We start from the raw sequence: 24006 nt of genomic DNA, 5'->3' as shown, positions 1-24006 counted from the left end.
TTGGTAGTGGCGGCAGTTGCCAGGCTGACCAAATATCTTCTCCACGCCTTGAATTTGGAACGGGCACCCGGGCGATAAATCCTATCCAAAACAGGTCTCCATAAAAAAATTAAAACGCATTTTTTTCACACTGTGACCCGAGATTGTCACGTGACGTGCAAGAGTCCCAATAGGCCGTGTGACATTTTGGCGTCCCGTTAGCAAGTATGTTTGAGGGCATTTTTGCGTTCGGAATTTTTTGCTCCGTTTTGAACAGTTTAGGCCGGATTTTTACTCTCCAGATATCGACGGCAAGTTGTCAAATTTGGCCTGCAGCCTGTGCTGATCCGCGTCTCTGTAAATCCTGGCCGCCTAACGTAGGGATTGTCCTGCGCGGCAATGAAAACCGAAAGGTGATTTTCATGACCATGGATGGAAAGAGCGCAACGGAGCGCTGCTGGACAGAGATTGAAGTAGCGGATCGACTGAACTTGTCGGTGCGTACTTTGCAGGGTTGGAGGCTGCGCGGGGAGGGCCCGCACTTCCTGAAATTTGGGAGAAGTGTCCGCTACTCAAGCGCTGCAATTGAGTCTTGGGTTTGTGAGCAGGAGCGCGCGAGCACGAGTGCAATTTCAGCCACCCGCGCATGTAGTAGGCATAACACCCCTCATGTGCATTCTGAATTGGGAGACCAGAAATGAGGATCCCGTACGACAAACCCAAAACTCGGGCGCACAGTAAGGCGCGGATCAAGATGAGCAGTCGAAGCTATCAGCGGCGCCTAGACCGGCAGATTGACTCTATGAATATGAGCGAGTTTGATCGAAGGCGTTACCGCGCCTTGTCCGGGTATGAAGCTTGGGCAGGGAAGATGCGGAACTCGCACATCCCCGCCAGATGTAAGTTGGCCAAATATGTAGCCAAGGAAATCCGCAAGCTTGCGGCAGACAGTGATCCGGAGTTCTTTCACATAACCCTCTTGGCGGACGAAGGGATAATGCCGATAGAAGCACCTGACCTTCCTCTGCAGAGGTTGCGCCTAAAAGCCTTCCGAGCGATGCAAGCGGTCCAGCTGTACGGCTTTTACGTTGTTGAAGTGCAGGCGGTGACCAACTGGTCACCGCAAGGCAATGGTGTAACTCTGCATGCTCATGTGCACATGATTGGCTGGAATCCCGCAGGCACTAAGCCTCTGACGACTGCAGCCATGAAGAAAGCGTTGAGTGGAAACGGGACCCGCGTGAATGCTGCATGGACCTCAACCCTTGGCGCAAAGCCTGTCGTAATCAAGAGGCTTGGTGCCCGGTTTGGTTGTCCGTCGTACGCAGCGGCTTATGCGCTAAAACTGCCTCACGATGCCAAGTTGCGATGGCCAAGGAAAGGGTCGGATAAATTCCGATTCAGGTCCACGGTAAAGGGCTATCGTCCGGGGATCGCCCTGCGCATACATGAGCTCTACGCTGAGACGCTCTTTGGCTCAAACGTTGGCGGTGTTGGTGAAGGTGCCGGTATCATCAGCGACTGCAAGGAAAGAGCGAAGAAGTGGGCGGCACGCAAGCAGGCATCCCTATTGGCTGACCGTGATCCAGTCGAGCCATTCGACGAGCGCGCATTTTGGGCCCGGACACGCAGACGAAGGTCGCCAGATTGGAAACCGGCGGTCGTTCGGGGGCCTCCTGTGCGTAAATGACTGATGCGCCTTAGGCATTGATTGCGACTGGGGCGGAGATGAATTTCTCCGCCCCGGCGCCATTAAAAAGATCCATAACATATTGAATTTGCGATATTATTTTTAGCGTGGTATTATGTAGGAGCGCAAACATTTGCGCGGCTACAGCAGGCAGTGTGGTGACCGGACCGGCAAAGATACTGGAGGCAACCGATCTACAGCTACTGCTATCGCATGTTGCAACCCGTCGACAGGCTCAACGCGACACCGTCATCCTTCTGCTCAGCTTTAAGGCAGGCTTACGAGCATGCGAAATTGCAGGGCTTGATTGGTATATGGTGACAGGTGCCAGCGGCGGCATTGCAGACTCTATTGCTGTCGCTGGCACCATTGCCAAGAATGGCCGCGCCAGGAGGATACCCCTACATCCTGACTTGAAGGCAGCGCTCAGGAAAAGCTGGCTGATGGCAGGAAGACCAAGGCACGCCCCTGTACTGCTGTCGCAGAAGGGTGGGCACCTGACCGCTGGAAGCGTCGTCAACTGGTTTACCGCGCTGTACGCCCAGGTAGGGCTTACGGGGTGTTCCTCACACTCAGGACGCCGCACATTCATCACAAACTCCGCGCGCCTGGTTGCGCAGGTAGGTGGGTGTTTACGGGACGTGCAGGAGCTAGCTGGCCATAGCGCGCTCACCACAACTGAACGATATATTGAAGGCGACCGGGAGGCCCAGCGCAAACTGGTGCAGCTGCTATGATTACGCTGAGGCGCTTTAAAGCCCTTGAAACCGCCCTCAGGCAGGCAGGGTATGGCCCAAGTATCGACTGGTCAAAGACGATAGCAGAGCCAGCTGATGCCGAAGCGTTTGCTTCAGAGGCCGTTTACGTCATCTGCAACTCGGGCTTCCGCAACAGTATTGCTACTCCAATCTTCCATAAATGTATGGCGGCGTTGAGGGCAGGGGGCACTGCATCGAGCGTTTATGGCCACGAAGGCAAGTGCGCGGGGATCGACTATATTTGGCAAAACCGAACCGCGTTGTTTGCAGCATACAGGCAGGATGCCGACAAGCTGGCTTACCTGCGGACCCTGCCTTGGATAGGTCCTGTTACATCATACCATCTGTACAAGAACTTAGGCGGCGACCACGCTAAACCAGATGTCCACATGGAGCGCTTGGCGCGCCGCGACAAAACCACCACGGCAAAGTTATGCCGACGGTTGGCAAGACAGTCTGGCTACAGGATCGCGACTATAGACACCGTGCTGTGGAGAGCCTGCGCTGAGGGTCTTTTGGACTCCTCGAAATATGAGACGCACGGCTGGGAGGCTGCCTTTCAACCAGAAAAATTTAGGCGCACCCGCAAGTTGGCGGATGAATGAGCTCCTGCGCTCAGCGCAGAGTGACCAGGCAGGATAGGCCTGATCGACAAACCATTTAAGCAAGGAGGAGTATGGTGGTGACCAACGAACAGGATAGCTATGTCCAAGTGCCGCGTGCAGAAATGATTGCGCAGCTAAATGATAGGCTCCGGCGGGACGGACGAGGCGGCGCCATCATGATTACAAAAGGGGTGCGGTCACTGAGCGGCTTTTGCCCTTCAGAACTGCTGGCTAAGCTTGCTGAATACAACGGTTTTGATGAGGATAATGACCCTCACGGAGAACGGGACTTTGGCGACTTGGAGCTGTTTGGCGCCGATCTATTATGGAAGATCGACTACTACACTGCGGACATGAAGCATGGCTCGGATGACCCTGCTGATCCTGAGACGACGGTGCGCTTGTTAACTGTCATGATGGCGGAGGAGTATTAGGAACACCACGCAACGAGCGCAAAGTTTCGGATTGCTCATTGAATCCGTCGCCTAACGATAGGTTCCTTTAACCAACCCAAAAGTTGAGCAACTCTGAATTTCCGTGATTAATTTGCGACGATGGGCGACAAATTTTCGACGGCTTTGCGCCCTAATAGCAGTCATAAAGTCAGGCGAGGACAAACCTGAAAGCTGCTGTTCCAAAGTTTCGTCTGATTGAGGAACATAAGCCTTCAATCGCAATAGGTCGAAAAATTTTCTTCGCGACGCGTCTTGGTCGCTGAAGTGAGGCGCATGAAATCCTCGTTAAGTTCGGCTTTGCCGTATCGTGACCGTGCACGAATTAAGTTGCTCCTTCATTATGACTTTAGGATGAGCACCACCCCAGCAATCACAAGCGCGCCGCCAGCCAGAAGCCAGGATTGATCGACAAGCAACGCGCTAGCTATGATCAATGCGGCAGCTAGAGGGCCTTTCAAGGACTGACGCTCATTGCGAAGTCCAGCGAGCTGCTCGATACTGAGCGGATCGAGCTGAACCGGCACATATCCTGACTTTGCGATCGAGTTCGCAGTGGCAAGTATGTCGGGCAAGGACGCCGACAACCCCAGCAGCTGACCGCGAAGTCTCTTCAAACCCGACCGAGCGCTGCCGAGCGAGAACCGCTCGGCGAGAAGCTCCGTCATGATCGGCCGGGTCTCTTCGGCGATGTTGTAGTCCGGTGCCAGCGATCGGACGAAGCCCTCTGCAGTCAACAAGGTACGCAGAAGAATGGCTAGATCGGGTGGCAGAACCAGTCGATAATCCCGCAACAGATCGAAAACGCGGGAAAAAATCTGCGAGAACTCGATGCCAGATAGCACGGTCCCCCTGAACTCTCCGATCAACTGATCCAGATCCACCGCGAGCGCATTGCGATCCACCTTCGGCTCCCCCGCCCATGCGAGTAGGACATCCGCGACATCGCTGGTTTCCTCACCAGCAATCGCAAGCACGAGGCGGACGATCTCGTCGCGCCTGGCCTTGGTGAGCGTCCCGACCGATCCGAAGTCGATGAAGCCGACATCGTGCTCGCCGATCAGGAAAACATTGCCGGGATGGGGGTCGCCGTGAAATTCGCCGTTCAGGATGATCATCCGCAGGACAGCGTTGGCATAGCTTTTAGCGAAAGCCGCCACCCGCGGGTCGCCCGATGGGCTGCCCAGCGAAGACGCGGGCCTGCCGTACAGGCGTTCCTGAACGTTCACCCGCAGCCCGGTCAGTTCCCAATGGATGGCCGGGGTCCTGACGCCGATGGTATCGAGATATGCGCCGATCCGCTCGCAGGCTCGGGATTCCGCAGCGAGGTCCATCTCCCAGGCAAGATTGCGGCCGAAGGTCCGCAGAAACTCGACTGGCCGGTAACGCGCGATGTCCGGCGACCGTGCTTCCACGATCCCGGCAAGGCGTATAAGGAGGCGCACATCAGCCTCCATCCGAGCGGCAGTGCCTGGCCGCCGAACCTTCACGATGACCTCGCTTCCGTCCCGCAGTCTGGCGGAATAGGTTTGCGCTATGGAGGCAGAGGCCAAAGGCTTTTCGTCGAACTGCGCAAAGTCGCTCCGCCAGTCCTCACCCCAGCTTGAAGCAAGTACGGGCTCGATATCTGCGAAGGGCACTGACGACACCTGATCGTGCAGGGTTGAGAATGCCGTGATCCAGTGTTCGGTAAACAGATCGCTTTGGGTGGCGAGGAGTTGCCCCAGCTTTATGCCGACTGGCCCGATGTCACGGAGGAACGCCACAACTGCAGCCGGACGAAATTCGCGAGGATCGATGACATTGCTCGAAGAGGGAATAAATCCGAGGGCTCCGGCGAGATTCTTCGCGCCGTGCCTCATTAGGATTTGGCCGATCTCCGCGGCGCGAGCGATGCTGCTGATAGGCTTTTCCGGGGGCGATGCCATGATTTTACTCAGCCTCGGCCCGGAGTTGGTCCAGATTTTCCGATACCCTTGCAAGAATCTGCTGCAACGTTTGCTTCTCGTCGGCGGCAATGTCGCGCCAAAGCAGACCATGAAGCCTATCCGCGGAGCCTCTCAGTTCGGGCAGCAGATCGTCAAGCTGCTCCGTGAGGATGAGCTGCCACGCTCGCCGATCCGTCTCAGCTCGAAGCCTTTTCATCAGCCCGCGTGCGCAAAGACCTGCAACCGCCTGGCCGATGGTCGCCGATTCCAGTTCCAGTTTCTTGGCGATTTCAGCCTGCGTAAGGGCAGGATCGCGAAGAAGTTGTCCGATGATCCTCCACTGTGTCTGATTGAGACCGATCCTGGCGACCCTCGCATCGTACACTCTGCGCGCGCCGCGACTGATCTCGTCCATAAGATAGAGAATGCGGTCATCATCGGTGATGACCTTCTGCCGACGCTGAGACCGTGACATGGTATCTGGTTTTTCATCCATAGCGCTGTGTAGTCGGATAGCCTCGGATGCCCAAATGCAAACTGCCAAATGCCTTTACTATCTGACTCACGGCTCATAGGGCGCGAGACGCGTTCACCTTTTACTGAGGCTGCCGAAAGAGTCAGATGACCGATAACTCCAACCAACCGGAGCAGGAGGGCACAACCCCAACGAAACCGCAATCGCGGCGTGGCTTGCGCATCGTGCTAATCATCGCTGGTCTTGCCGTGCTGCTTGGCGGGATCTGGTGGTACTACCGGCACGTAACCTACGGACAGTACATGCAGTCGACCGATAACGCCTATGTCGCTGCCGACAGCGTCGTTATCTCTTCCAAGGTAGCGGGATACGTCGAAGAGGTCTTCGTGGGGGAGAACGAGCAGGTTGCTCGCGGCGGAGCCCTCGTACAACTGGATCTGCGGGATTATCAGGCGCAAGCGCAACAGGCGCGCGCACAGATCGCTGCGACCCTGGCCGGTGCCGACACAATCCGTTCTCAGGTAGCCGAACAGGATGCAGCCATTCGCCAGGTGCGGGGCCAACTCGCCGCCGCGCGCGCAGCACTGGACCTCGCGAACGACCAGGTGGCGCGATATCGGCCCCTTGCCGCGACAGGAGCCGAACCGCGGGAAAAGCTAGACCAGTATGAGGCGCAGGCGCGGCAAGCGCGGGCCGAACTCGTCGCCGCGCAGGCGGCGGTGGCTGCCGCGACCGCGCGCCGGGGGACCCTGTTCGAGCAGATCAACCAGACCCAGGCGCAGGCGGACGCTGCTCGCGCTCAGCTGGAAACAGCCGACCTTACGGTTGAATCGACCTTGCTGCGCGCCAGCAAGGCCGGCCGCGTCGGCGATCTCTCGGTGAGGGTGGGCCAGTTCGTGCAACCGGGTCAACGTTTGATGACGGTGGTTCCGGTGAGGGCGATCTACGTGACGGCAAACTTCAAGGAAACGCAGGTCGGCCTGATCCGGGCCGGCCAAAGCGTCAGGCTCGAAGTTGACGCCCTGCCCGACCTTGAGATCGCGGGACGAGTGGATAGCATATCGCCGGGAACGGGCGCGGAATTTTCCATCCTCCCCCCCGAAAATGCCACCGGCAACTTTACCAAGATCGTTCAACGGATACCCGTCCGCATCGCTATCAATGCTCCCCCTGAAGTGCGGCGTCTGCTCGTTCCCGGCATGTCGGTAGTGGCTACGGTCGACACCCGGAATGCTGCCGGCGAATTGGAAGAGATCTCGAGTCGGACTCAATGACCGAGATACTGGCAGCGCAGGACACTTCGATCGGGCCGGCCGGGGGCCGAAAGAACGCAGACGCTACCGCCTGGGTCGCTGTGGCCGCGGGCGCGCTTGGCGCCATGCTCGCGACGCTGGACATATCAATCGTCAATTCCGCACTCCCCGTCATTCAGGGCGAGATCGGTGCCACAGGCGCCGAAGGCACCTGGATTGCTACGTCATTTCTCGTTGCTGAAATCGTCGTCATTCCGCTGAGCGCTTGGCTCGAACGGCTGTTCGGTCTGCGAACCCTCCTCATCATCGCGGTCAGCGCGTTCACCGCCTTTTCGGTGCTATGCGGGATTGCAACCGACCTTACGACCATGATCATCGGCCGCACGGGTCAGGGATTCACGGGCGGAGTCCTCATTCCGACCGCAATGACTATTGTGGCTAAGCGATTGCCGCCGCACCAACAGCCAATCGGAATGGCCCTGTTCGGCATGACTGTGGTTCTTGGCCCCGTGATGGGGCCATTGATCGGCGGCTGGCTGACCGAGAACCTGAGCTGGCACTATGCCTTTTTCGTCAATGTGCCAGTCTGCGCAATCCTGCTGCTTTTGCTGTTTATCGGGCTGCCTCACGAGAAGCCCAAGTGGGAATATCTCACGGACGCCGATTGGGCTGGCATTCTCGGGCTGATCCTCGGACTGGGCGGTCTGACTGTTGTACTCGAGGAAGGGCACCGTGAGGAATGGTTCGAGTCCTCACTCATTCGCTGGCTAACGGTGGTGACCATTATCGGCTTTGCCTGTTTGATTTACGGACAGGTGAAGGCACGCAAGCCAGTCTTGAAGTTGCAACTCCTGTTCAATCGACAGTTCGCCAGCGTCGCGATCATGGCGCTCGCCCTGGGCATGGTGATGTATGGTTCGACCTATGTCATTCCGCAGTTTCTGGCGATCATCTCTGACTATAATGCTTTTCAGACGGGACTGGTCATCTTCTGGATGGGTGTCCCGGCCTTTCTCCTGATGCCGGTTCTGCCCCTGATGATCCGCAAGGTGGACATCCGCATTGCCGTCGGCACCGGAATGCTGCTGATGGCGATCAGCTGCTTTGTCAGCACGAGTCTGACCGCCGAATCCGGCGGCGCTGTCTTCACTGAAAGTCAGCTTATCCGCGGGGCCGGAATGATACTTGCGATGATGTTCCTGAATCAGGCAACGGTTGCGTCGGTGGCCAAGGAAGACGCGGGCGATGCCTCGGGCATTTTCAACGCGGCCCGCAATCTTGGCGGATCATTCGCCCTCTCGGCCCTCGCTTCGTTCCAGGACCAGCGAATTTGGCACCATACGAGGCGCATGGAAGAAACGCTGAATGCGAACAGCGTTTCGCTGCAGACCTATCTCGACGGACTGGCGCGAAGCTTGGGCGATATGAAACGAGCGATGGCGGCACTCGGCGGCACTCTCCAGCGCGAAGCGTTCATCATGACCTACAATGATGTCTTTCTGGTGATGGGACTTCTCACACTCGCGACGGTCCCGCTTGTTCTGTTCCTCAAGCCGCTTCCGGAAAATGTCTCCCTTTCGATGCACTGAGCCCGAGATTATGCGCCACTTGCTACCTCCGCTTGTCATTATCGCCTTGCTAGCTGGATGCACGGCAGGGCCTGATTATGCAGGCCCCCCGGAAGTTCTGTCAGCAGACACGGGCACTCGCTTTGTGCGCGCTGGCAGTGATGTGAGCGCATCTGATCCGGTTGTCGCTCAATGGTGGCTGCTGCTCGGCGATCCCGAGTTGACGCGGCTGGTGGAGGCTGCGCTGTCCGGCAATCCCACGCTCGCCGCAGCGCAGGCGCGCATTGCCCAGGCACGGGCATCCATCAGGCAAGACCGTGCGGGTCGAATGCCATCGCTTGGGGCACAGGCCACCACCGTGCAGGGCCGGCTTCCCGGACTCGACCTTCAAGGCGGGGCACCCCCCCCGTCAGAGCAAACCAATTCCGACGCAGAAACCGATGATTCGCTCAGCCTCTACAATGTGGGTCTTAATGCCAACTGGGAGCTGGAGTTTGCCGGTGGCTCGCGCAGGCGCATTGAAGCCAGCAATGCCCAAGCTGCTGCAACGGTGGCCAACGCAGAGGACGCAAAGGTCCAGTTGACTGCCCAAGTGGCCAGCACCTACGTCAATTTGGGGGAGGCCCAATTCCGCGCAGAGCAATTTGAGGCGCAGATTTCGTTGCAGGAAGAGATCCTGGCGCTGACATACCAACGCTATCAGCGAGGGGCATTGCCGCTTTTCCCGGTAGGCACCGCGAATGCCGAACTGGAGATGCTCAGGTCACAACTTGCCGAAGCTGAAGCGGATATCGCAGTCCTGTCTGATGCACTCGCTATACTGACGGGACAAGTGCCGGGATCAGTTGATGCAGCGCTCACGACTGCACATTCCATTCCCATGCCGCCAGAGCAGGTCGCGATCGGCGATCCGGCAAGCCTGGTGGCGCGTCGGCCTGACATAAGGGCGGCCGAACGGTCTCTTGCCGCGTCGACGGCGCGGATCGGGGTGGCCGAGGCGGCGCGGTTCCCGAAATTGTCCTTCACAGGGATCCTGGGCCTCGGCGGATCCTCGTTGGACGACGTTGTCGATGTCGGCGAATTCTCCGCACTCGCGATCCCGCGCCTCCAATGGAATTTTCTGGATTTCGGCAGGGTAGACGCTGCGATCGACCAAGCCGGGGCAGCGCGCAACGAAGCAGTCGCCAATTACCAGCAGACGGTGCTTCTGGCACTGCAAGACGCCGAACGTGCCTTGGCTCGCTTCGGCCAGCAGCGTGTTGCGCTCGCTGCCAGTATGCAAATCAAGAAGCAGGCTGACGTCGCGGCAGACCTGAACCGCCAACGTTTTGCCGCAGGAGCGATCTCGAAGGCTGACCTCAACCGGGCCCTGCGAGAACAGCAGCAGGCCTCAGGAGACCTCGTCCGGGCAAGAGGCGCCCTTACGCTGTCGTGGATTGCGCTGCAGAAGTCGCTGGGCCTTGGGTGGCAAGAGCCTGTTCGAGATCAATAGTCCCGCCGCGCTGATCTGTCTGTCGTCAGAACATTTGGCACAACTCGCGGTGTAGGCTTGCGGAGTGTGGGCCTCGTCTGGGGTTGATATTTAGGCGGCGAGCTTGCGGTGTTGCAAGCGCCGATGTTCGAGTGTCTGTCGTTTGATCCTTTCTCTTCGCTTGATGATGGCAGGCGCCCTGCCGAAGTAGGCATCGGCGGGCGTCACGTTGTCGAGGCTCTCGTGATAGCGCTGGTGGTTGTAGTGCTCGACGAAGGCCTCGATCTGCTGTTCGAGATCTCCGGGCAGGAAGTAGTTCTCCAGCAACACGCGGTTCTTGAGCGTCTGGTGCCAGCGTTCGATCTTGCCCTGGGTCTGCGGATGGAAGGGTGCGCCGCGCACATGGCTCATCTTGTTCGCCTCGATGTATTCGGCCAGCTCTCCGGCGATGTAACTCGGGCCGTTGTCGCTGAGAAGGCGCGGCCTGTGCAGCACGTTGGCATGGTCGCAGCCTGAGGCTTCCAGCGCCATGTCGAGCGTCTCGGTGACGTCCTCGGCCTTCATCGTCGTGCACAACTTCCAAGCGATGATGTAGCGCGAGTAATCGTCAAGCACGGTCGAGAGATAGACCCAGCCCCATCCGATGATCTTGAAGTAGGTGAAGTCGGTCTGCCACACCTCGTTCGGACGTGTTGTCTGGGTGTGGAACTGATCAGCTGCCTTGATCACGGTGTAGGCCGGCCCTTCGACAAGCTCAGGAGGTGATCAGATCATGGGCCTTGAGCAGCCGGTAGACCGTGGCCTCGGAGACGAAGTAGCGCTTCTCATCGGTGAAGCGTACTGCCAGTTCGCGGGGGGATAGCTCGCTATGCTCCAGCGCCATCTCGACGATCTGGTCCTGGATATCGTCGCCGATGCGGTTCCACACCCGGCTCGGCGCTGATGGCCTGTCTGCCAGTGCCTCCGGCCCGCCTTCAAGGTAACGATCATACCAGCGGTAGAAGGTTCGCCGTGCCACGCCCAGCTGATCCAACGTGCGCTTGGCGGGCAGATGCGACTGCTCGACGATCTTGATGATCTCCAGCTTCTCGGATGCGGGATATCTCCTTCTTCGTCTCCCCCATCCGCGATCATGCTTTTTTTGAGCAGCCGGTTCTCCAAAGTGAGGTCAGCCACACACTCCTTCAGATCGCGTGCCTCGCGGCGCAGGTCCTTCACCTCGTCGGTCGTCGCGGCACGAGCCGTATCGCCAGCCAGACGGCGCTTGCCCGCTTCCATGAACTCCTTGGACCAAGTGTAATACAAGCTCTGGGCGATGCCTTCCCTGCGGCAAAGCTCGGCGATGGAGTCATCGCCTCGTAGACCATCGAGCACAATCCGGATCTTGTCTTCGGCAGAAAAATGTCGACGGGTCTTGCGGCGGATGTCCTTGACCACCTGCTCGGCAGGCTTTTTGGATCTTGAGGATTTGGGCTTCATCTTCGTTCCTTCGTCACTACGACGAAGCCCAAATCCTCCTTAAATCACAACCTCAATCCTGTGCCATAGGTGCTGACGGGGGACACGTGGGAACGCAAACCACGCTCTGGCAGGCGCGTAAAGTGGCCAAAGTGTGCAAAGGCCACATTTTGCAAAACGCCAAAATTACCCGCTCAATCTGGAGATGCCTCAGTCGTACCAGATGCCGGCCGCAGTGTCCCAACGCTTGCTCAGTTTAGCGGCACGTCGAGGCCCATGCTTGGCTTTATAAGCATCGAAGACCTGCTTCATAAGATCGATGCCGCCGACAGCCCCCAGCGTTTGGCCAATGGCGAGGAGGGCTCGCCGCGGCACAGACGTCCGATCAGTTGGCGGATAGACGCCAAACTCCAACAAGTTCTCGACGTCGGCCTCCCTGGGTCCCGTCACAATGCTGAGCTTTTCAGGCGCAGTCGATTGGCATTGGTCGATCAGCTGATTGATCATTTCGAGTAGCGTGGGAAGGTTTTGGATCTGCACTGGCCGTCTCCTGCAAACACAATTCCACCCATATCGGTAATGCGCTGCATTACTCTGCACGGTGGTTGCTATGTGGTTGCTACGGCATTTCAGGTCGAAAGCAAACTAGAGCTAAGTGCTTGAAAAGGTGGTGGACGCACTAGGGCTCGAACCTAGGACCCGCTGATTAAGAGTCAGCTGCTCTACCAACTGAGCTATGCGTCCACACGGGCGGTACTCCGCAGGCCCGGAATGCCTTCGGCGATTCGCGGGAGGCGCTGCATTTAGTCAGCCTCGCCGAAATGACAAGGGGGTTATTGGCGGACGGCTCTCAGCCGTCCATGCGAATGCGCGAAGCGAGCGGATCGTGCATTTCCTCTTCGACGCGGATGAAGCCCCCGTCCTGCAGTTCTTTCAACGCCTTGAGCACATCGCCCTGACGAATATCGGCAAGGAGGTGAATGTCACGCACCCGCAGGGGCACGTGCTCGGTGCCGTGCTCGGTCAGCAGGACGGCCAGGCGCGAGGCATCATCGCTCAACCGGTCGAGGCGACGCTTCTGCTTGCCGCGGCGCACCGCATCACGCGCTCGCAGGGCGATATTTCGAATGGTGGTCTTCATACTTCTTGTAGCGGCAAGTGCTCGCGCACCTTCTGCGATTGCTGCAAGGCATTCTACTCGCGAAAGAATTCCGGTCATGGTTTGCAAGCGCCCGGACTGCACAGCGGTCCATGCCTCGCACTGGGGCCTTGAACTTCACCCGCAGGGCCGATTGGTTTATGATTGTTGGAGCTATTCAACAAGTCCCGCAATCGGGGGACAAACGGAGCCGCATCTGACAGGCAATGCTGAAATTCATGGCCGGATCGAGGCCATGGAGGACATCGCCGAGGTCCTGGCGACGGTTCGCGCTTGGTCGTCAGAACGCGGCATCATCCGGCAGAGCTACCATTTCACGCCCGTTTTCGATGGTCCGACCTCCGATAACACCATGATCTACGCGGAAGGTTTTCCCGCCGCATGGCTGGCCCTTTATCGGGACACAGGATTGCGGATGATCGACCCTATCCCGACTTACACCTTCAAGATGGCTCGGCTCACCTATTGGCGCGAGGCGCTGGCTGCATGCGCCGAACTCGAAGGGACCAGTCGTTACGCCGAGGCGATGCAGGCGCACGGGCTGGTGCATGGCTTCGGCCTGCCGCTTTACGGTCCGCACTCCCGCAATGCCTATGCCTCATGTGATTTCGGTCGCCCGATGGATCGGGAAGGCGACAGGATGCTGTTGCTCGATGTACGGCTGATCCACCAGATCGCGCACCAGCGGCTGTGCGTCCTGCTTGATCGCGAACAAAAGGCACCAACGCTCTCCGAAAGAGAGACCGAGGTGCTACAATGGATCGTCCGCGGCAAATCGACCGTGGACATCTGCGCAATCCTGTCGATCTCGCCCGAGACCGTGCGTACCTACACACAGCGTATCTACTCGAAGTTCGATACGGCCGACCGGGTGGGTGCGACAGTGAAGGCACTTAAACTGCGGCTGGTCGAACCCTAGCGCATCCGCCTTGGGCCGCTGCGGTTCCAGCGGTGGATCATCATCAGCACGCCGATGCAGATCATGTTCGTCAGCATGGACGATCCGCCGTGGCTCATGAAGGGCAGCGGGATCCCGACCACCGGGGCGAGGCCCATCACCATCATCAGGTTGATCGCAATGTAGAAGAAGATCGTCACGACCATGCCGCCCGCCAGCAATTGCGAGAACCGGTCCTGCGCGTCGCGCGCCACGGTCAGGCCCCAGTTGAGGATGATGGCAAAGGCAACGATCACGAACACGCCGCCGAGCAGTCCCCATTCCTCCGCCATCGTCGCGAACACGAAGTCGGTGTGCGGTTCCGGCAGATAGTCGAGGTGGCTTTGGGAGCCGTTGCCGAAACCCTTCCCGGTCAGCCCGCCCGAACCGATGGCGATCTTCGACTGGGTTATCTGGTACCCTTCGCCCAGGGGATCGCTTTCGGGCGAAAGGAAGGTGGTCACGCGGCTCTGCTGGTAGGGCTTCAGCCCGAAGAAGAAGGCGAGCGGTGCAATGACCGCCGCTGCGGCACCGCTGTAGACAAACCAGCGCATCGGCAAGCCGGCGAAGAACATCACGCAGGCACCGCCGAACGCGATTGCGAGAGAGGTGCCGAGATCGGGCTGCATCAGCACCAGCGCCATCGGCGCGCCGATCAGGCCGGCGGCGGGAAGCAATGCACGCCATTCCTGCGTCATCGAGGCGGGCAGCGTCTCGTAATATCGCGCCAGCACCAGCACGATGATCGGCTTCATCAGTTCGGACGGCTGCAGGCGCAGGAAGCCAAGTTCCAGCCAGCGCTGGCTCCCGCCACCCATCGCGCCAAGCAATTCGACGCCCAGCAGCAGGATCAGCGTCAGCCCGTAGAGCGGGTAAGCGGACATCTTGACCAGGTCGCGCGGGAAGCGGGTCATCACCAGCGCCATCGCCATGAACACGGCGAAGCGCAGGAAATGACGCGATGCGTAGGGGTCGAGGCTGCCGCCGGCAGCCGAATACAGCACCGCGCCGCCAAGCGCGACGATGGCGAACAGCGGCAGGAGCAGGCGCCAAGGCTGGCGCGCTATGGGATCGGGAATGATCGACGCGCTCATCGCGAATCGGGGCTCCCGTCGCGGGATGGGCGGGCGGTGCTCTGCGCGTCCTCTTCAACGGCCGTGACCACGCGGGCGCGCGCTTCCGCATCGACACGGGCCGCGAAGGCGGCAATGTCCTGCGGTGCGCGGGGCACGTCGACCCCGGCGGCCTCGGCATAGGTGCGGTACTTTCTCAGCTGCCGTTCGCCGGGCTTGCCGCCCCATTCGTTCTCGAATGCGTACAATTGTTCGAGCGCCTTTTGCGGGTCGAACAGATACGTCATCACATCCCTGGCGATAGGATAGGCCGCGCTGGAACCGCCACCGTGCTCGATGACCACGGCGCCTGCATAGCGGGGCTTCTCGACCGGGGCGAAGAATACGAACAACCCGTGGTCGCGATATTTCCATGGACCGGACTTGCCGTCCGACACGCTGAGCGAGACGACCTGCGCCGTTCCGGTCTTTCCCGCCATCTGGATATTATCGAGCGGCAGGCGAGCACGACCGGCGGTCCCGGGCCCGTTCACGACGTCACTCATGGCCTCGCGCACGACCCGGATATGCTCGGCGTCCCAGGCGAAACTGCGCGGTTTGGGCTTTTCCCGGCCGACTACGAGACGGGGCACCAGCATCTTTCCGGTTGCCAGGCGCGAACTCATCACCGCCAGCTGCAGCGGATTGACGAGGTAATAACCCTGCCCGATCGAGGAATTGACCGTGTCGTATGAACGCCAGGGATCGCCGTACTTCTTTTCCTTCCACGCCGGGTTGGGCACCGTGCCGTAGAACTGGCTGGCCACCGGCAGGTCGAATTCCTGGCCGAGGCCGGTCGTCTCCGCCATCTGCGCGATGGGATCGAAGCCGATCTGCTGGGCGAAGTGGTAGAAATAACTGTCGCAGCTCTGGTAGATGGCTTTCGCCATGTCGACCACGCCGTGGTTGCTCCAGCAATTGAAGAAGCGATTGCCGATGCGCCGGCCGCCACCGCACACGATGGTCTCGGTCGGCTTGATCCCGGCCTGCAGGAAAGCCATGCAATGCATCGGCTTCACTGTGGAACCGGGCGGGTAGAGGCCCTTCAGCACCTTGTTGCGCAGCGGGACGTGGTCGTCTTCCGACAGCATCTTCCATTCGACGCTGCCGATCCCCTGCGAGAAACTGTTGGGATCGAAGCTGGGCATGGAAGCCATGCAGACGATGTCGCCGCTTTCGCAGTCCATCACCACGACGCTGCCGGATTCAAGGCCCAGGCGGCGGGCGGCATAATCCTGCAAGGGGCCGTCGATGGCGAGCTTTACCGCGTCGCCCTGGACGTCCTCCCTCGTTTCGAGATCGCGCACGATGCGCCCGCTTGCCGTCACTTCGGTGCGGCGCGCGCCCGGTACGCCGCGCAAGGGTGCCTCGAACTGCTTTTCGAGCCCATCCTTGCCGATGCGGTAGCCTGGGGTGACGAGGAGGGGATCCTTGCCCGCCTCGTCGAATTCTTCCTTGTTGGCCACGCCGACATAGCCGAGCAGGTGGCCCACCGCGGGGCCCGTCGGGTAATATCGCGAAAAGCCGCGCTGGGGGATCACACCGGGCAGCTCCGGCAAGCGGACGCTGACAGCGGCGAACTTGTCGAAATCGATGCTGCTCTTCACCTCGACCGGCGAGAACCCGGCGCCTTCCTCGATCGAGGCAAGGAGGTCGCGCTGCTCCACCTCGTCGAGATCGAGCAGCTTGCCCAGTTCCGCCACAGTCGCCGGCGCGTCCTTCACGCGTTCGGGGATGATATCGACGCGAAAGTCGGCGCGGTTCGAGGCGAGGGGGGCACCGTTGCGATCGAGGATCCAGCCCCGCCGCGGGGGGATCAGCGACAGGTTGACGCGGTTGCTTTCCGCAAGCACCGCATACCGTTCATTCTCCGCCACGGCGATATAGGCCATGCGGCCCGCCAGCAGCGTGCCGATCCCGGCCTGGATCGAACCGATCAGGAAAGTGCGCCGCTCCAGCGTATTGCCGAGCGTCTGGCTGGTCACCCTGCGGACGGGATTGCGGAACATCAGGCCGTCCTCTTCACACGGCGCAGGCGGAAATTGTCGAGCGAGCCGACCACGAATGCGACGATCGGATAGAGGAGGACGCTAAAAACGAATTGCGGCAGCAGAAGCTCAAGCCGGACCCCGCCGTGATTGAAGCCCGCCACCAGCGCCGAGACGACGAGGTAGACCGCGATGAAGAAGATGGACAGCAGCCAGTCCTGCACGAAATTGCGCCAGGGATAACGGTTGTCGATCACTTCGAGAGCCAGCATTGTCAGGGACCACAGCATGATAGCGCTGCCGAGTGGCTGGCCGCTGAACAGGTCGTCGAAAAGGCCGAACGGAATGCCCGCCCACAGCGGCAGCAGTCCCGGCCGGACGAGGCGCCACGACAGGAAGAACAGGTAGCCGAGGGGCGGCAGCAATGGTGCCGACGCGATGACCGGCAGCAGCGGCGACAGCGATCCGAGCAAGATTGTGACGATGGGGATGCTGTAGGCGCGGAGGGGGGACTGGGTCCGCTCGATCCTGTGACCGTAGGCGGAATGACGGACCCGGCCGTTGATCTCCTCCATCATTCGCCCCCGTCGGCTGGCACGGGGCCCTCGCGGCGGGCGACAGCTTCGCTGATCGCCTCGCGCGCGGCGGGCTGCCATTCGGGCTCCACCAGCACGAAGTCGGTCGCGGCAGGGTTGGCGAGCAGGCGGCCGATCGCCCCGTCGCGCGTCAGTTCGCTGACCACGGCGACCGCCACGTTCGGGCGGTAGAGCCCGCCAGTGCCGCTGGTCACGAACACGTCGCCTTCCTTCAGCGGATTGACGCCGAGATTGATGAGCCGCAGTTGCACCGTGCCATCGGCGCGGCCTTCGGCAAAGGCGATCACCTCGTCGGTGGAGCGGCGCACGGGCACCGTACTTTCGGGGTCGGTCAGGAGGAGTACGCGCGCGCTCGAGCCGCCCACGCCAAGCACTCGCCCGACGAGGCCGCGCGGGGTGCGCACGGGCATGCCGACCTTCACCCCGTCGCGCGATCCGGCAGACAGGAACGCGATCCTGCGCACGCTAGAGGACGTCGATCCGATCAACCGCGCGGTTGCGACCGGGTCGGCATCGCCGTCCACGATGCGCAGCATGGCCTTCAGGCGCTTGTTCTCCTGCTCCAGCGCCCGCGCTTCGGCGAGGCGGACGCGGGCGATCCGCACCTCCTCTTCCAGCTCGGCATTCTTGCTGCCGGCACGGTAGTATGCCGCGATGTTCTGGAAGATGCTGCGGCCGCCCGAGCGCGTGACCGAGCTGACCTGGCCTGCCGGTTCGACCACGTCGGTCGCCCCGCCGCGAAGCCCTTCGAACGCGGTCGGCTTGAGCAGCGACACGCCCAGCAGGATGGCACCGATAAGCGCGCCGATGCCCGCGACCACGTAGACCGTGAACGCGGACAGTCTCTCCTTGCGGGAGAAACCGGTCGGCTTGGTGCGGCGGCGGGCCATGGTCGGCGGCGGTTCCTAAATTCCCGGCAGCGGGAAAGCGGGATCCCCCTGCCGAAGCGACGTGGTCAGGCGGTCATCAATACGCCGCGGTAGATCGGGTCTTCCATCGCGCGGCCGGTGCCCAGCGCGACGCAGGACAGCGGGTCTTCTGCGACCGAGACGGGCAGGCCGGTCTCTTCGCGCAGATGCTCGTCCAGGTTCTGGATCAGCGCACCGCCACCGGTCAGCACGATGCCCTGGTCGACGATGTCGGCAGCCAGTTCCGGCGCGGTGTTTTCCAGCGCGATGCGTACGCCTTCCACGATGGCGCCGATCGGTTCGGACAGGGCCTCGGCGATATTCGCCTGGTTGATCGTGATTTCCTTTGGTACGCCGTTGACGAGGTCGCGGCCCTTGATCTGCAAGGTTTCGCCGATACCGTCCTCGGGGACGATGGCGGTGCCGTAATCCTTCTTGATCCGCTCTGCCGTGGCGTCGCCGATCAGCAGGTTGTGGTGGCGGCGGACGTAGGAAACGATCGCCTCGTCCATCTTGTCGCCCCCGGTCCGGACCGAAGTGGTGTAGGCGAGGCCGCGCAGGGAGAGCACCGCGACTTCGGTGGTGCCGCCGCCGATGTCGACGACCATGGAACCGACGGGCTCGGTCACCGGCATGTCGGCGCCGATGGCCGCGGCCATGGGCTCCAGGATCAGGAACACCTGGCTAGCGCCGGCATTGCTGGCCGCGTCTCGGATGGCGCGCTTTTCCACGCTGGTGGAGCCGCTGGGCACGCAGATCACGATTTCCGGCTGGCGCAGCATCGACGTCTTGCGACCGGTCACCTTGCGGATGAAGTGTTTGATCATGTGCTCGGCCACATCGAGATCGGCGATCACGCCGTCGCGCAGCGGGCGAATGGCTTCGATGGAATCGGGCGTCTTGCCCATCATCATCTTCGCATCGTCGCCAACAGCCTTGACGCGCTTGATGCCCTGGACGGTTTCGATGGCAACCACGGACGGTTCGTTGAGCACGATGCCCTGGTCCTGCACGTAGACCAGCGTGTTTGCGGTGCCGAGGTCGATCGCCATGTTCTGCGAACCGAACCGGAAGAGATTGGATAAGAAACCGGCCATTTTTTCAGGTACACTCGTGGATAAAAGGAAGCCGCCGCCGCCTCCCCTTGCAGCGTCGGTAGGGCCTCGGTTGGGGGAATGAGGGTGCCCTTAGCGATTCTCCGCCGAAAACCCAAAAAATTTGTGCGGATACCGCCGCTTTTTCACCACCGTTCGTCTTAACCCGGCGCCGCCGGTGCCCTATGCTGACGGGATGCCGCAAATCCGCCGCCTGCCCGAACAGCTCGTCAACCGCATTGCCGCGGGCGAAGTCGTGGAACGCCCCGCCGCGGCGCTGAAGGAACTGGTCGAGAACGCCATCGACGCAGGCGCGACCCGCATCGCCGTGCGGCTGGTCGAAGGGGGGCTGGAGCGGATCGAGGTGACCGACGACGGTTGCGGCATGACATCGGATGACATGGCCCTGGCGCTGGAACGCCACGCGACATCCAAGCTGCCGGACGAGGCGATCGAGCAGGTCGCCACCCTGGGCTTTCGCGGGGAGGCACTGCCTTCCATCGCCAGCGTGGCGCGCCTTTCCATCGAAAGCCGGGTTCGGGATGCGGAGCAGGGCTGGCGCAGGGTGGTGGACCATGGCGACGTGACGTCAGACGAACCTGCCGCCCTGCCGCCGGGCACGCGCATCCGGGTGGAAAACCTGTTCGCCAAGGTGCCGGCGCGGCGCAAGTTCCTGCGCACCGCACGCAGCGAGTACGCCGCCTGCCTCGATGTCGTCCGCCGCCTCGCGATGGCGCGGCCCGACATCGGCTTCACTCTGGAGCACGGCGAGCGCCGGATCATCGCCGTGCAGGCCGGTGAAAGCGTTGCCGACCGCGTTGCGCAGATCGTGGCACGCGAGCTCAAGAACAACAGCGTCGCCATCGCGCTCGAACGCCCGTCGCCCGCAGGCATCATGCGGTTGACGGGCATCGCCGGCCTGCCGACGTATAATCGCGGCATCGCGGACCAGCAGTTCCTCTTCGTCAACGGCCGTCCGGTTAAGGACCGCCTGCTCGTCGGCGCAGTTCGGGGCGCTTACTCCGACATGCTGGCGCGGGACCGCCACGCGGTGCTCGCTCTGTTCCTCGACCTGCCGCCCGAGGACGTCGACGTAAACGTCCACCCGGCCAAGACGGAGGTGCGTTTTCGCGACGCGGCGGCGGTACGCGGTTTCATCGTGTCGGGCCTGCGCGACGCGCTCGGTTCCGGCGATCGCCGCAGCGCACAGACACCCGATGCAGGCGCCATGGCGCGCTGGCAGGCGGAACCGGTCCAGCCTGCGCCCGCGCTCGCCTCGATTTTCTCCGGGCGCGACTGGAATGCGCCTGATCCGGCCCGGGTGAGCGAACCCGCGCAGCATTGGCGGCAGGAGGCAGGCGGCGTCACGGCGTTGCCGCAGGGCCGCGCCGAAGAGGCCGAGCCGCTGCCCCGGGAAGCTGCCGAATACCCGCTCGGAATGGCGCGTGGCCAAGTGGCAGAGACCTATATCGTGGCCGAGGCTGCCGACGGCCTCGTCATCGTCGACCAGCACGCCGCGCACGAACGCCTCGTCCTCGAACGGCTGAAAGCGGCCGGGGCGGAGGAGAAAATGCGCCTCTCGCAACCACTCCTGATGCCCGAAGTCGTCGAACTGGACGAGGTCGATTGCGACCGGCTGGAAGATGCTGCGGGAAAGCTGGGCGAACTTGGCCTCGAACTCGAACGCTTCGGCCCTTCCGCCATTCTGGTGCGCGCGGTGCCGTCGGCCCTGAAGGCGGGCGATCCGCACAAGTCGCTGCAGGACATCGCGGATGATCTTGCCAAACATGGCGAGGCGCTGCTTTTGGAGGAAAAGCTCGATCTGGTGCTTGCCACGATGGCCTGTCACGGGTCGGTCCGCGCCGGGCGGCGCTTGAATGTGGCTGAAATGAATGCACTATTGCGCGAAATGGAATCGACCCCGCGGTCCGGACAGTGCAATCACGGCCGGCCCACGTGGGTGAAGCTGTCGATGGACGACGTCGAAAAGCTGTTCGGGAGGCATTGATGCGGTTGGTAATTCTTGCGGCCGGGCTTGTTGCCCTTACCGGGTGCGGCGGAGGAGACGACGCGCAGACCAAGGCGGCCGACGACGCGCGCGATATCGCGATGGTCGAAAAGGCGCAGAACATGCGTCCGCCGGCAGAGCGGCTCGTGCCCGAAATCATCACGGAGAGCGACCTCGAAGAAAAGGATATCCTGGGCGGCCTGTGCGCCGTGCAGCATCCTTCCGGCATTCACTACCTCGCCATCGCCCGGCCCGATGATGCCTGGATCAAGCTGGACGGGGAGCTCGTGCGACTCGGCCCCGACAAGGGTAGCCCGGAGCAGCCCTACGGTACGTGGACCAAGTACGACGGTAAGGAATATTCGTTGCGCATGCAGCTGACTGCCAACGAAGGGGAAATGGAGCCGGGGGCGGGGTCGGGCGAAATCCTGGTGCGCGACAGCTTCGACCGCGAGGTCTTCCGCCTCAGCACCCAGATCGAGTGCAAGGAGCGCTGATCGTCAGTCGATCGGCGCGTCCGGATCGCGGACCTTGATCAGGCCGTTTGAAACCAGCGTCATCACCGCTTCGCCGTGCTGGTTCCAGGTGGTGCTTTTCGCCCGCATGATGCCCATTTCGGGCCGCGACTTGCTGCGGCGCTTCTCGATCAGCTCGCTCGTCACCGAAAGCGTGTCGCCCGGATAGACGGGCTTGAGCCAGCGCAGCTCGTCGATGCCAGGCGAGCCGAGGCTGGCGCGCTGTTTCTTTGAGAAGTTGTCGACCATCATCCGCATCGTCATCGCGGCGGTATGCCACCCACTGGCGGACAGGCGGCCGAAATGGGTAGCCGCGGCCGCCTCGTCATCGAGGTGGAACGGCTGCGGATCGTATTTCGAGGCGAACTCGATCACTTCTTCGCGCGTGACCTCGTACGCGCCGAATTCCTCGGTCTCTCCGACGACGAGGTCTTCGTAGTGGATCACGCGAGGTTCCGCGCCAGCATCCAGATCGCCATGCCCATCATCGCCAGGTTCTCCGTCAGCGAAACGAAGCCGAGCGGCACATTGCCGCTGCCGCCCACGCATGCGCATTTAATGCTGCGCTTGTCGATATAGACTGCCTTGTAAACGCTGAAGGCGCCGATGGTGCCGATAACTGCGGCAATCGGGATCGACAGCCACGGCAGGATACGGCCGGCCATCAAAACAGCGGCAGTCGCCTCCAGGAACGGGTAGGCATAGGCATACGGAACGAACCGCGCGCCGAGCAGGTCGTAGCCGACGAACATGGTCGAAAACTGTTCGACGTCCTGCAACTTCAGCATTGCGAGCATGGCCATCGAGAAGGCGACGAACCACTCCGCCGTGCGAATGCCGATGCCGCCCAGCAGACCGACCGAGAGCGACACGGCCAGGGCCAGCGCCACGGCGAACACGGCGATGACCGGGCGATAACTCGTTTCGCCGGACTTGGTTACCGGATTGTCGAAATAGGCGCGCAGGGCGGTGTAGCCGCCGATCCGCTCATCGCCGATGAACACTTGCGGCGTGGTCTCGACCGAATGCTGTCGCTTGAAGGCATCAGTCTGGTTGCGGCTTTGCAGCCAGTGATCCTCGACCGTGTAGCCCTTGCTTTCGAGCAGCCACTTGGCCTTGATGCCATAGGGACAGACGTGTTTCTCCATTACCATGCGATAGAGGCGGGCGACCTTGCCGGTTCCCGGTCCCGTCGTGGGCTGTGTTGCTTGCGTTGCCATCAGGCACGGAAGCTGGGGACTCCGGCGCTGCTGTCAAGCTCCGGAATGATGCGATAGCGGGCCAGCACCAGGCTGAAGAGCCCGAACAGCAGCAGTCCGATAGCGGTAAGCGTGAAGATGAGGCCTTCGCCGGCCAGGCTGGCCACCGCATCGCCCAACGTCTTCACCTGCTCTGCGCCTGCGGACATGAAGCCGGCCTTCACCAGCGACCAGCCGATCACGGCATAGACCACGCCGCGGGCAAGGAAGCCTGCCGCGCCCAACCAGCGCGTGGCATCGGGCGCCTGCGGGCTGATGCGATGCATGAAGTCCCCGGTAATGCCCTTCTTCGCCTGGAACACCGCCACGACGAAAAAGATCAGGCCGAGGATGCCGAGAACCGTTCCGCCGAAGTCCGCCGACAATACGCCAGACGCGGCTTCCTGCGCTCCGCCGCCGGAGCCGCCCGAACCGCCTTCGGTCGTGCCGGGATCGCTGCTGGCGAATTTGTAGGCGGAGTAGGCGAGTGCGAGGTGGCCAACCGCGCTACCGGCATGGCCGATCCGCTTGGCCCAGCCCTTGCCGTCATTGCCGTTATTCTCGATATCGAACAGCGGCGAGCACAGGCGGAACAGGGCATAGGCGACGAGGCCCACGACCATCAGCCACAGGATTGCGGTGCCGGCCGGGAAGTCTTCGATGGCACGGAATATCCCGTTCGTGCCTTCGGCGATCTTGCTCGCGCTAGTGAGTGCGATGATGCCAAGCACGGAATAAAGGATCGCGCGGCTGAAATAGCCCACGCGAACCAGCCAGTTAAACTTTTCGGACTTGTCGACCATTCACTTATCTC

General features: G+C 61.2%; 23 protein-coding genes, 1 tRNA gene and 1 pseudogene. 11 read left to right on the top strand and 14 right to left on the bottom strand.

Annotated elements, in window-relative coordinates; translation table 11 throughout:
• Positions 1-206 precede the first annotated feature (206 nt).
• From QQW98_RS13920 to QQW98_RS11950, 5 genes are all read left to right on the top strand, one after another.
• Positions 207-680, top strand: a complete 474-nt coding sequence (locus tag QQW98_RS13920) for a helix-turn-helix transcriptional regulator (RefSeq protein WP_319023290.1) — start codon at positions 207-209, stop codon at positions 678-680.
• A 107-nt stretch (positions 681-787) separates the two neighbouring features.
• Positions 788-1669: a hypothetical protein gene (locus QQW98_RS11965; RefSeq protein ID WP_290135165.1), complete on the top strand. Its 882-nt coding sequence runs from the start codon at positions 788-790 to the stop codon at positions 1667-1669.
• Between the two features lie 158 nt (positions 1670-1827).
• The gene (locus QQW98_RS11960; RefSeq protein WP_290135164.1) at positions 1828-2406 is read left to right on the top strand and encodes a tyrosine-type recombinase/integrase; all 579 of its coding nucleotides are present in this window, start codon (positions 1828-1830) and stop codon (positions 2404-2406) included.
• Positions 2403-3032, top strand: coding sequence for a hypothetical protein (locus QQW98_RS11955; RefSeq protein WP_290135163.1), 630 nt, complete (start codon positions 2403-2405; stop codon positions 3030-3032). Before QQW98_RS11960 ends, QQW98_RS11955 begins: the two co-directional genes overlap by 4 nt.
• A 77-nt stretch (positions 3033-3109) precedes the next feature.
• The gene (locus QQW98_RS11950) at positions 3110-3466 is read left to right on the top strand and encodes a DUF3768 domain-containing protein (RefSeq protein WP_290135162.1); all 357 of its coding nucleotides are present in this window, start codon (positions 3110-3112) and stop codon (positions 3464-3466) included.
• Between the two features lie 359 nt (positions 3467-3825).
• Here the strand turns inward: QQW98_RS11950 and QQW98_RS11945 are convergent, their stop codons facing one another.
• Both QQW98_RS11945 and QQW98_RS13995 read right to left on the bottom strand, forming a co-directional pair.
• Complete coding sequence (locus QQW98_RS11945; RefSeq protein WP_290135161.1) at positions 3826-5412, bottom strand: ABC1 kinase family protein; 1587 nt, start codon at positions 5410-5412, stop codon at positions 3826-3828.
• Positions 5413-5416: 4 nt separating this feature from the next.
• Positions 5417-5827, bottom strand: coding sequence for a MarR family winged helix-turn-helix transcriptional regulator (locus QQW98_RS13995; RefSeq protein ID WP_404800892.1), 411 nt, complete (start codon positions 5825-5827; stop codon positions 5417-5419).
• Positions 5828-6033: 206 nt separating this feature from the next.
• On the opposite strand from QQW98_RS13995, the gene QQW98_RS11935 reads away from it, so the two are divergent.
• Genes QQW98_RS11935 through QQW98_RS11925 form a run of 3 tightly spaced genes read left to right on the top strand, consistent with a single transcriptional unit; the run spans position 6034 to position 10200 of the window.
• On the top strand, positions 6034-7161 hold the full coding sequence (locus QQW98_RS11935; protein WP_290135159.1) for an HlyD family secretion protein: 1128 nt from the start codon (positions 6034-6036) through the stop codon (positions 7159-7161).
• Positions 7158-8729: an MDR family MFS transporter gene (locus QQW98_RS11930; RefSeq protein ID WP_404800812.1), complete on the top strand. Its 1572-nt coding sequence runs from the start codon at positions 7158-7160 to the stop codon at positions 8727-8729. Before QQW98_RS11935 ends, QQW98_RS11930 begins: the two co-directional genes overlap by 4 nt.
• A 10-nt stretch (positions 8730-8739) precedes the next feature.
• Positions 8740-10200 (top strand): efflux transporter outer membrane subunit, encoded by a 1461-nt coding sequence (locus QQW98_RS11925; protein ID WP_290135158.1) that lies wholly within the window; start codon positions 8740-8742, stop codon positions 10198-10200.
• Between the two features lie 90 nt (positions 10201-10290).
• Here QQW98_RS11925 and QQW98_RS11920 read toward each other — a convergent pair.
• The 4 genes and pseudogenes from QQW98_RS11920 to QQW98_RS11905 form a co-directional block, all read right to left on the bottom strand.
• A pseudogene (locus QQW98_RS11920) lies at positions 10291-11658 on the bottom strand (IS3 family transposase).
• Between the two features lie 189 nt (positions 11659-11847).
• Complete coding sequence (locus QQW98_RS11915; protein ID WP_290135157.1) at positions 11848-12177, bottom strand: hypothetical protein; 330 nt, start codon at positions 12175-12177, stop codon at positions 11848-11850.
• 128 nt (positions 12178-12305) lie between these two features.
• A tRNA-Lys gene (locus tag QQW98_RS11910) sits at positions 12306-12381 on the bottom strand.
• A gap of 106 nt (positions 12382-12487) precedes the next feature.
• Complete coding sequence (locus tag QQW98_RS11905; protein ID WP_290135156.1) at positions 12488-12865, bottom strand: hypothetical protein; 378 nt, start codon at positions 12863-12865, stop codon at positions 12488-12490.
• 166 nt (positions 12866-13031) lie between these two features.
• On the opposite strand from QQW98_RS11905, the gene QQW98_RS11900 reads away from it, so the two are divergent.
• On the top strand, positions 13032-13715 hold the full coding sequence (locus QQW98_RS11900; protein WP_290135155.1) for a helix-turn-helix transcriptional regulator: 684 nt from the start codon (positions 13032-13034) through the stop codon (positions 13713-13715).
• On the opposite strand, the gene rodA is transcribed toward QQW98_RS11900, so the two are convergent.
• The 5 genes from rodA to QQW98_RS11875 all read right to left on the bottom strand — a co-directional run bounded on the left by rodA (position 13712) and on the right by QQW98_RS11875 (position 19434).
• Positions 13712-14827 carry a rod shape-determining protein RodA gene (gene rodA / locus QQW98_RS11895; RefSeq protein WP_290135154.1) on the bottom strand — a complete coding sequence of 372 codons (1116 nt, stop codon included), beginning with the start codon at positions 14825-14827 and terminating at the stop codon, positions 13712-13714. The genes QQW98_RS11900 and rodA overlap by 4 nt on opposite strands.
• Positions 14824-16854, bottom strand: a complete 2031-nt coding sequence (mrdA, locus tag QQW98_RS11890; protein WP_290135153.1) for a penicillin-binding protein 2 — start codon at positions 16852-16854, stop codon at positions 14824-14826. The genes rodA and mrdA overlap by 4 nt, the downstream gene beginning before the upstream one ends.
• Positions 16854-17411: a rod shape-determining protein MreD gene (locus QQW98_RS11885; protein ID WP_290135152.1), complete on the bottom strand. Its 558-nt coding sequence runs from the start codon at positions 17409-17411 to the stop codon at positions 16854-16856. Before QQW98_RS11885 ends, mrdA begins: the two co-directional genes overlap by 1 nt.
• A complete protein-coding gene (mreC, locus tag QQW98_RS11880; protein WP_290135151.1) occupies positions 17408-18319 on the bottom strand; it encodes a rod shape-determining protein MreC in 912 nt (303 codons plus the stop codon). The genes QQW98_RS11885 and mreC overlap by 4 nt, the downstream gene beginning before the upstream one ends.
• 65 nt (positions 18320-18384) lie before the next feature.
• Entirely contained in the window at positions 18385-19434 is a 1050-nt protein-coding gene (locus QQW98_RS11875; protein ID WP_290135150.1) for a rod shape-determining protein, read from the bottom strand.
• Between the two features lie 193 nt (positions 19435-19627).
• Between QQW98_RS11875 and mutL the strand changes: the two genes are divergently transcribed.
• The gene (gene mutL / locus QQW98_RS11870) at positions 19628-21439 is read left to right on the top strand and encodes a DNA mismatch repair endonuclease MutL (RefSeq protein WP_290136936.1); all 1812 of its coding nucleotides are present in this window, start codon (positions 19628-19630) and stop codon (positions 21437-21439) included.
• Positions 21439-21936, top strand: coding sequence for a hypothetical protein (locus QQW98_RS11865; protein ID WP_290135149.1), 498 nt, complete (start codon positions 21439-21441; stop codon positions 21934-21936). Before mutL ends, QQW98_RS11865 begins: the two co-directional genes overlap by 1 nt.
• A gap of 3 nt (positions 21937-21939) precedes the next feature.
• Here the strand turns inward: QQW98_RS11865 and QQW98_RS11860 are convergent, their stop codons facing one another.
• The 3 genes from QQW98_RS11860 to QQW98_RS11850 form a co-directional block, all read right to left on the bottom strand.
• Positions 21940-22401, bottom strand: a complete 462-nt coding sequence (locus QQW98_RS11860) for a MaoC family dehydratase (protein WP_290135148.1) — start codon at positions 22399-22401, stop codon at positions 21940-21942.
• Positions 22398-23102, bottom strand: a complete 705-nt coding sequence (locus QQW98_RS11855; protein ID WP_290135147.1) for a glutaredoxin — start codon at positions 23100-23102, stop codon at positions 22398-22400. Before QQW98_RS11855 ends, QQW98_RS11860 begins: the two co-directional genes overlap by 4 nt.
• Positions 23103-23173: 71 nt before the next feature.
• Complete coding sequence (locus QQW98_RS11850) at positions 23174-23995, bottom strand: DUF1206 domain-containing protein (protein WP_290135146.1); 822 nt, start codon at positions 23993-23995, stop codon at positions 23174-23176.
• Positions 23996-24006 lie beyond the last annotated feature (11 nt).

Origin of the sequence: Alteriqipengyuania flavescens (genome assembly GCF_030406725.1) — a bacterium.
Lineage (GTDB): Bacteria > Pseudomonadota > Alphaproteobacteria > Sphingomonadales > Sphingomonadaceae > Alteriqipengyuania_B > Alteriqipengyuania_B flavescens.
Note: the sequence above shows the minus strand (reverse complement) of the source record. Positions and strands in the feature narration are given on the sequence as shown.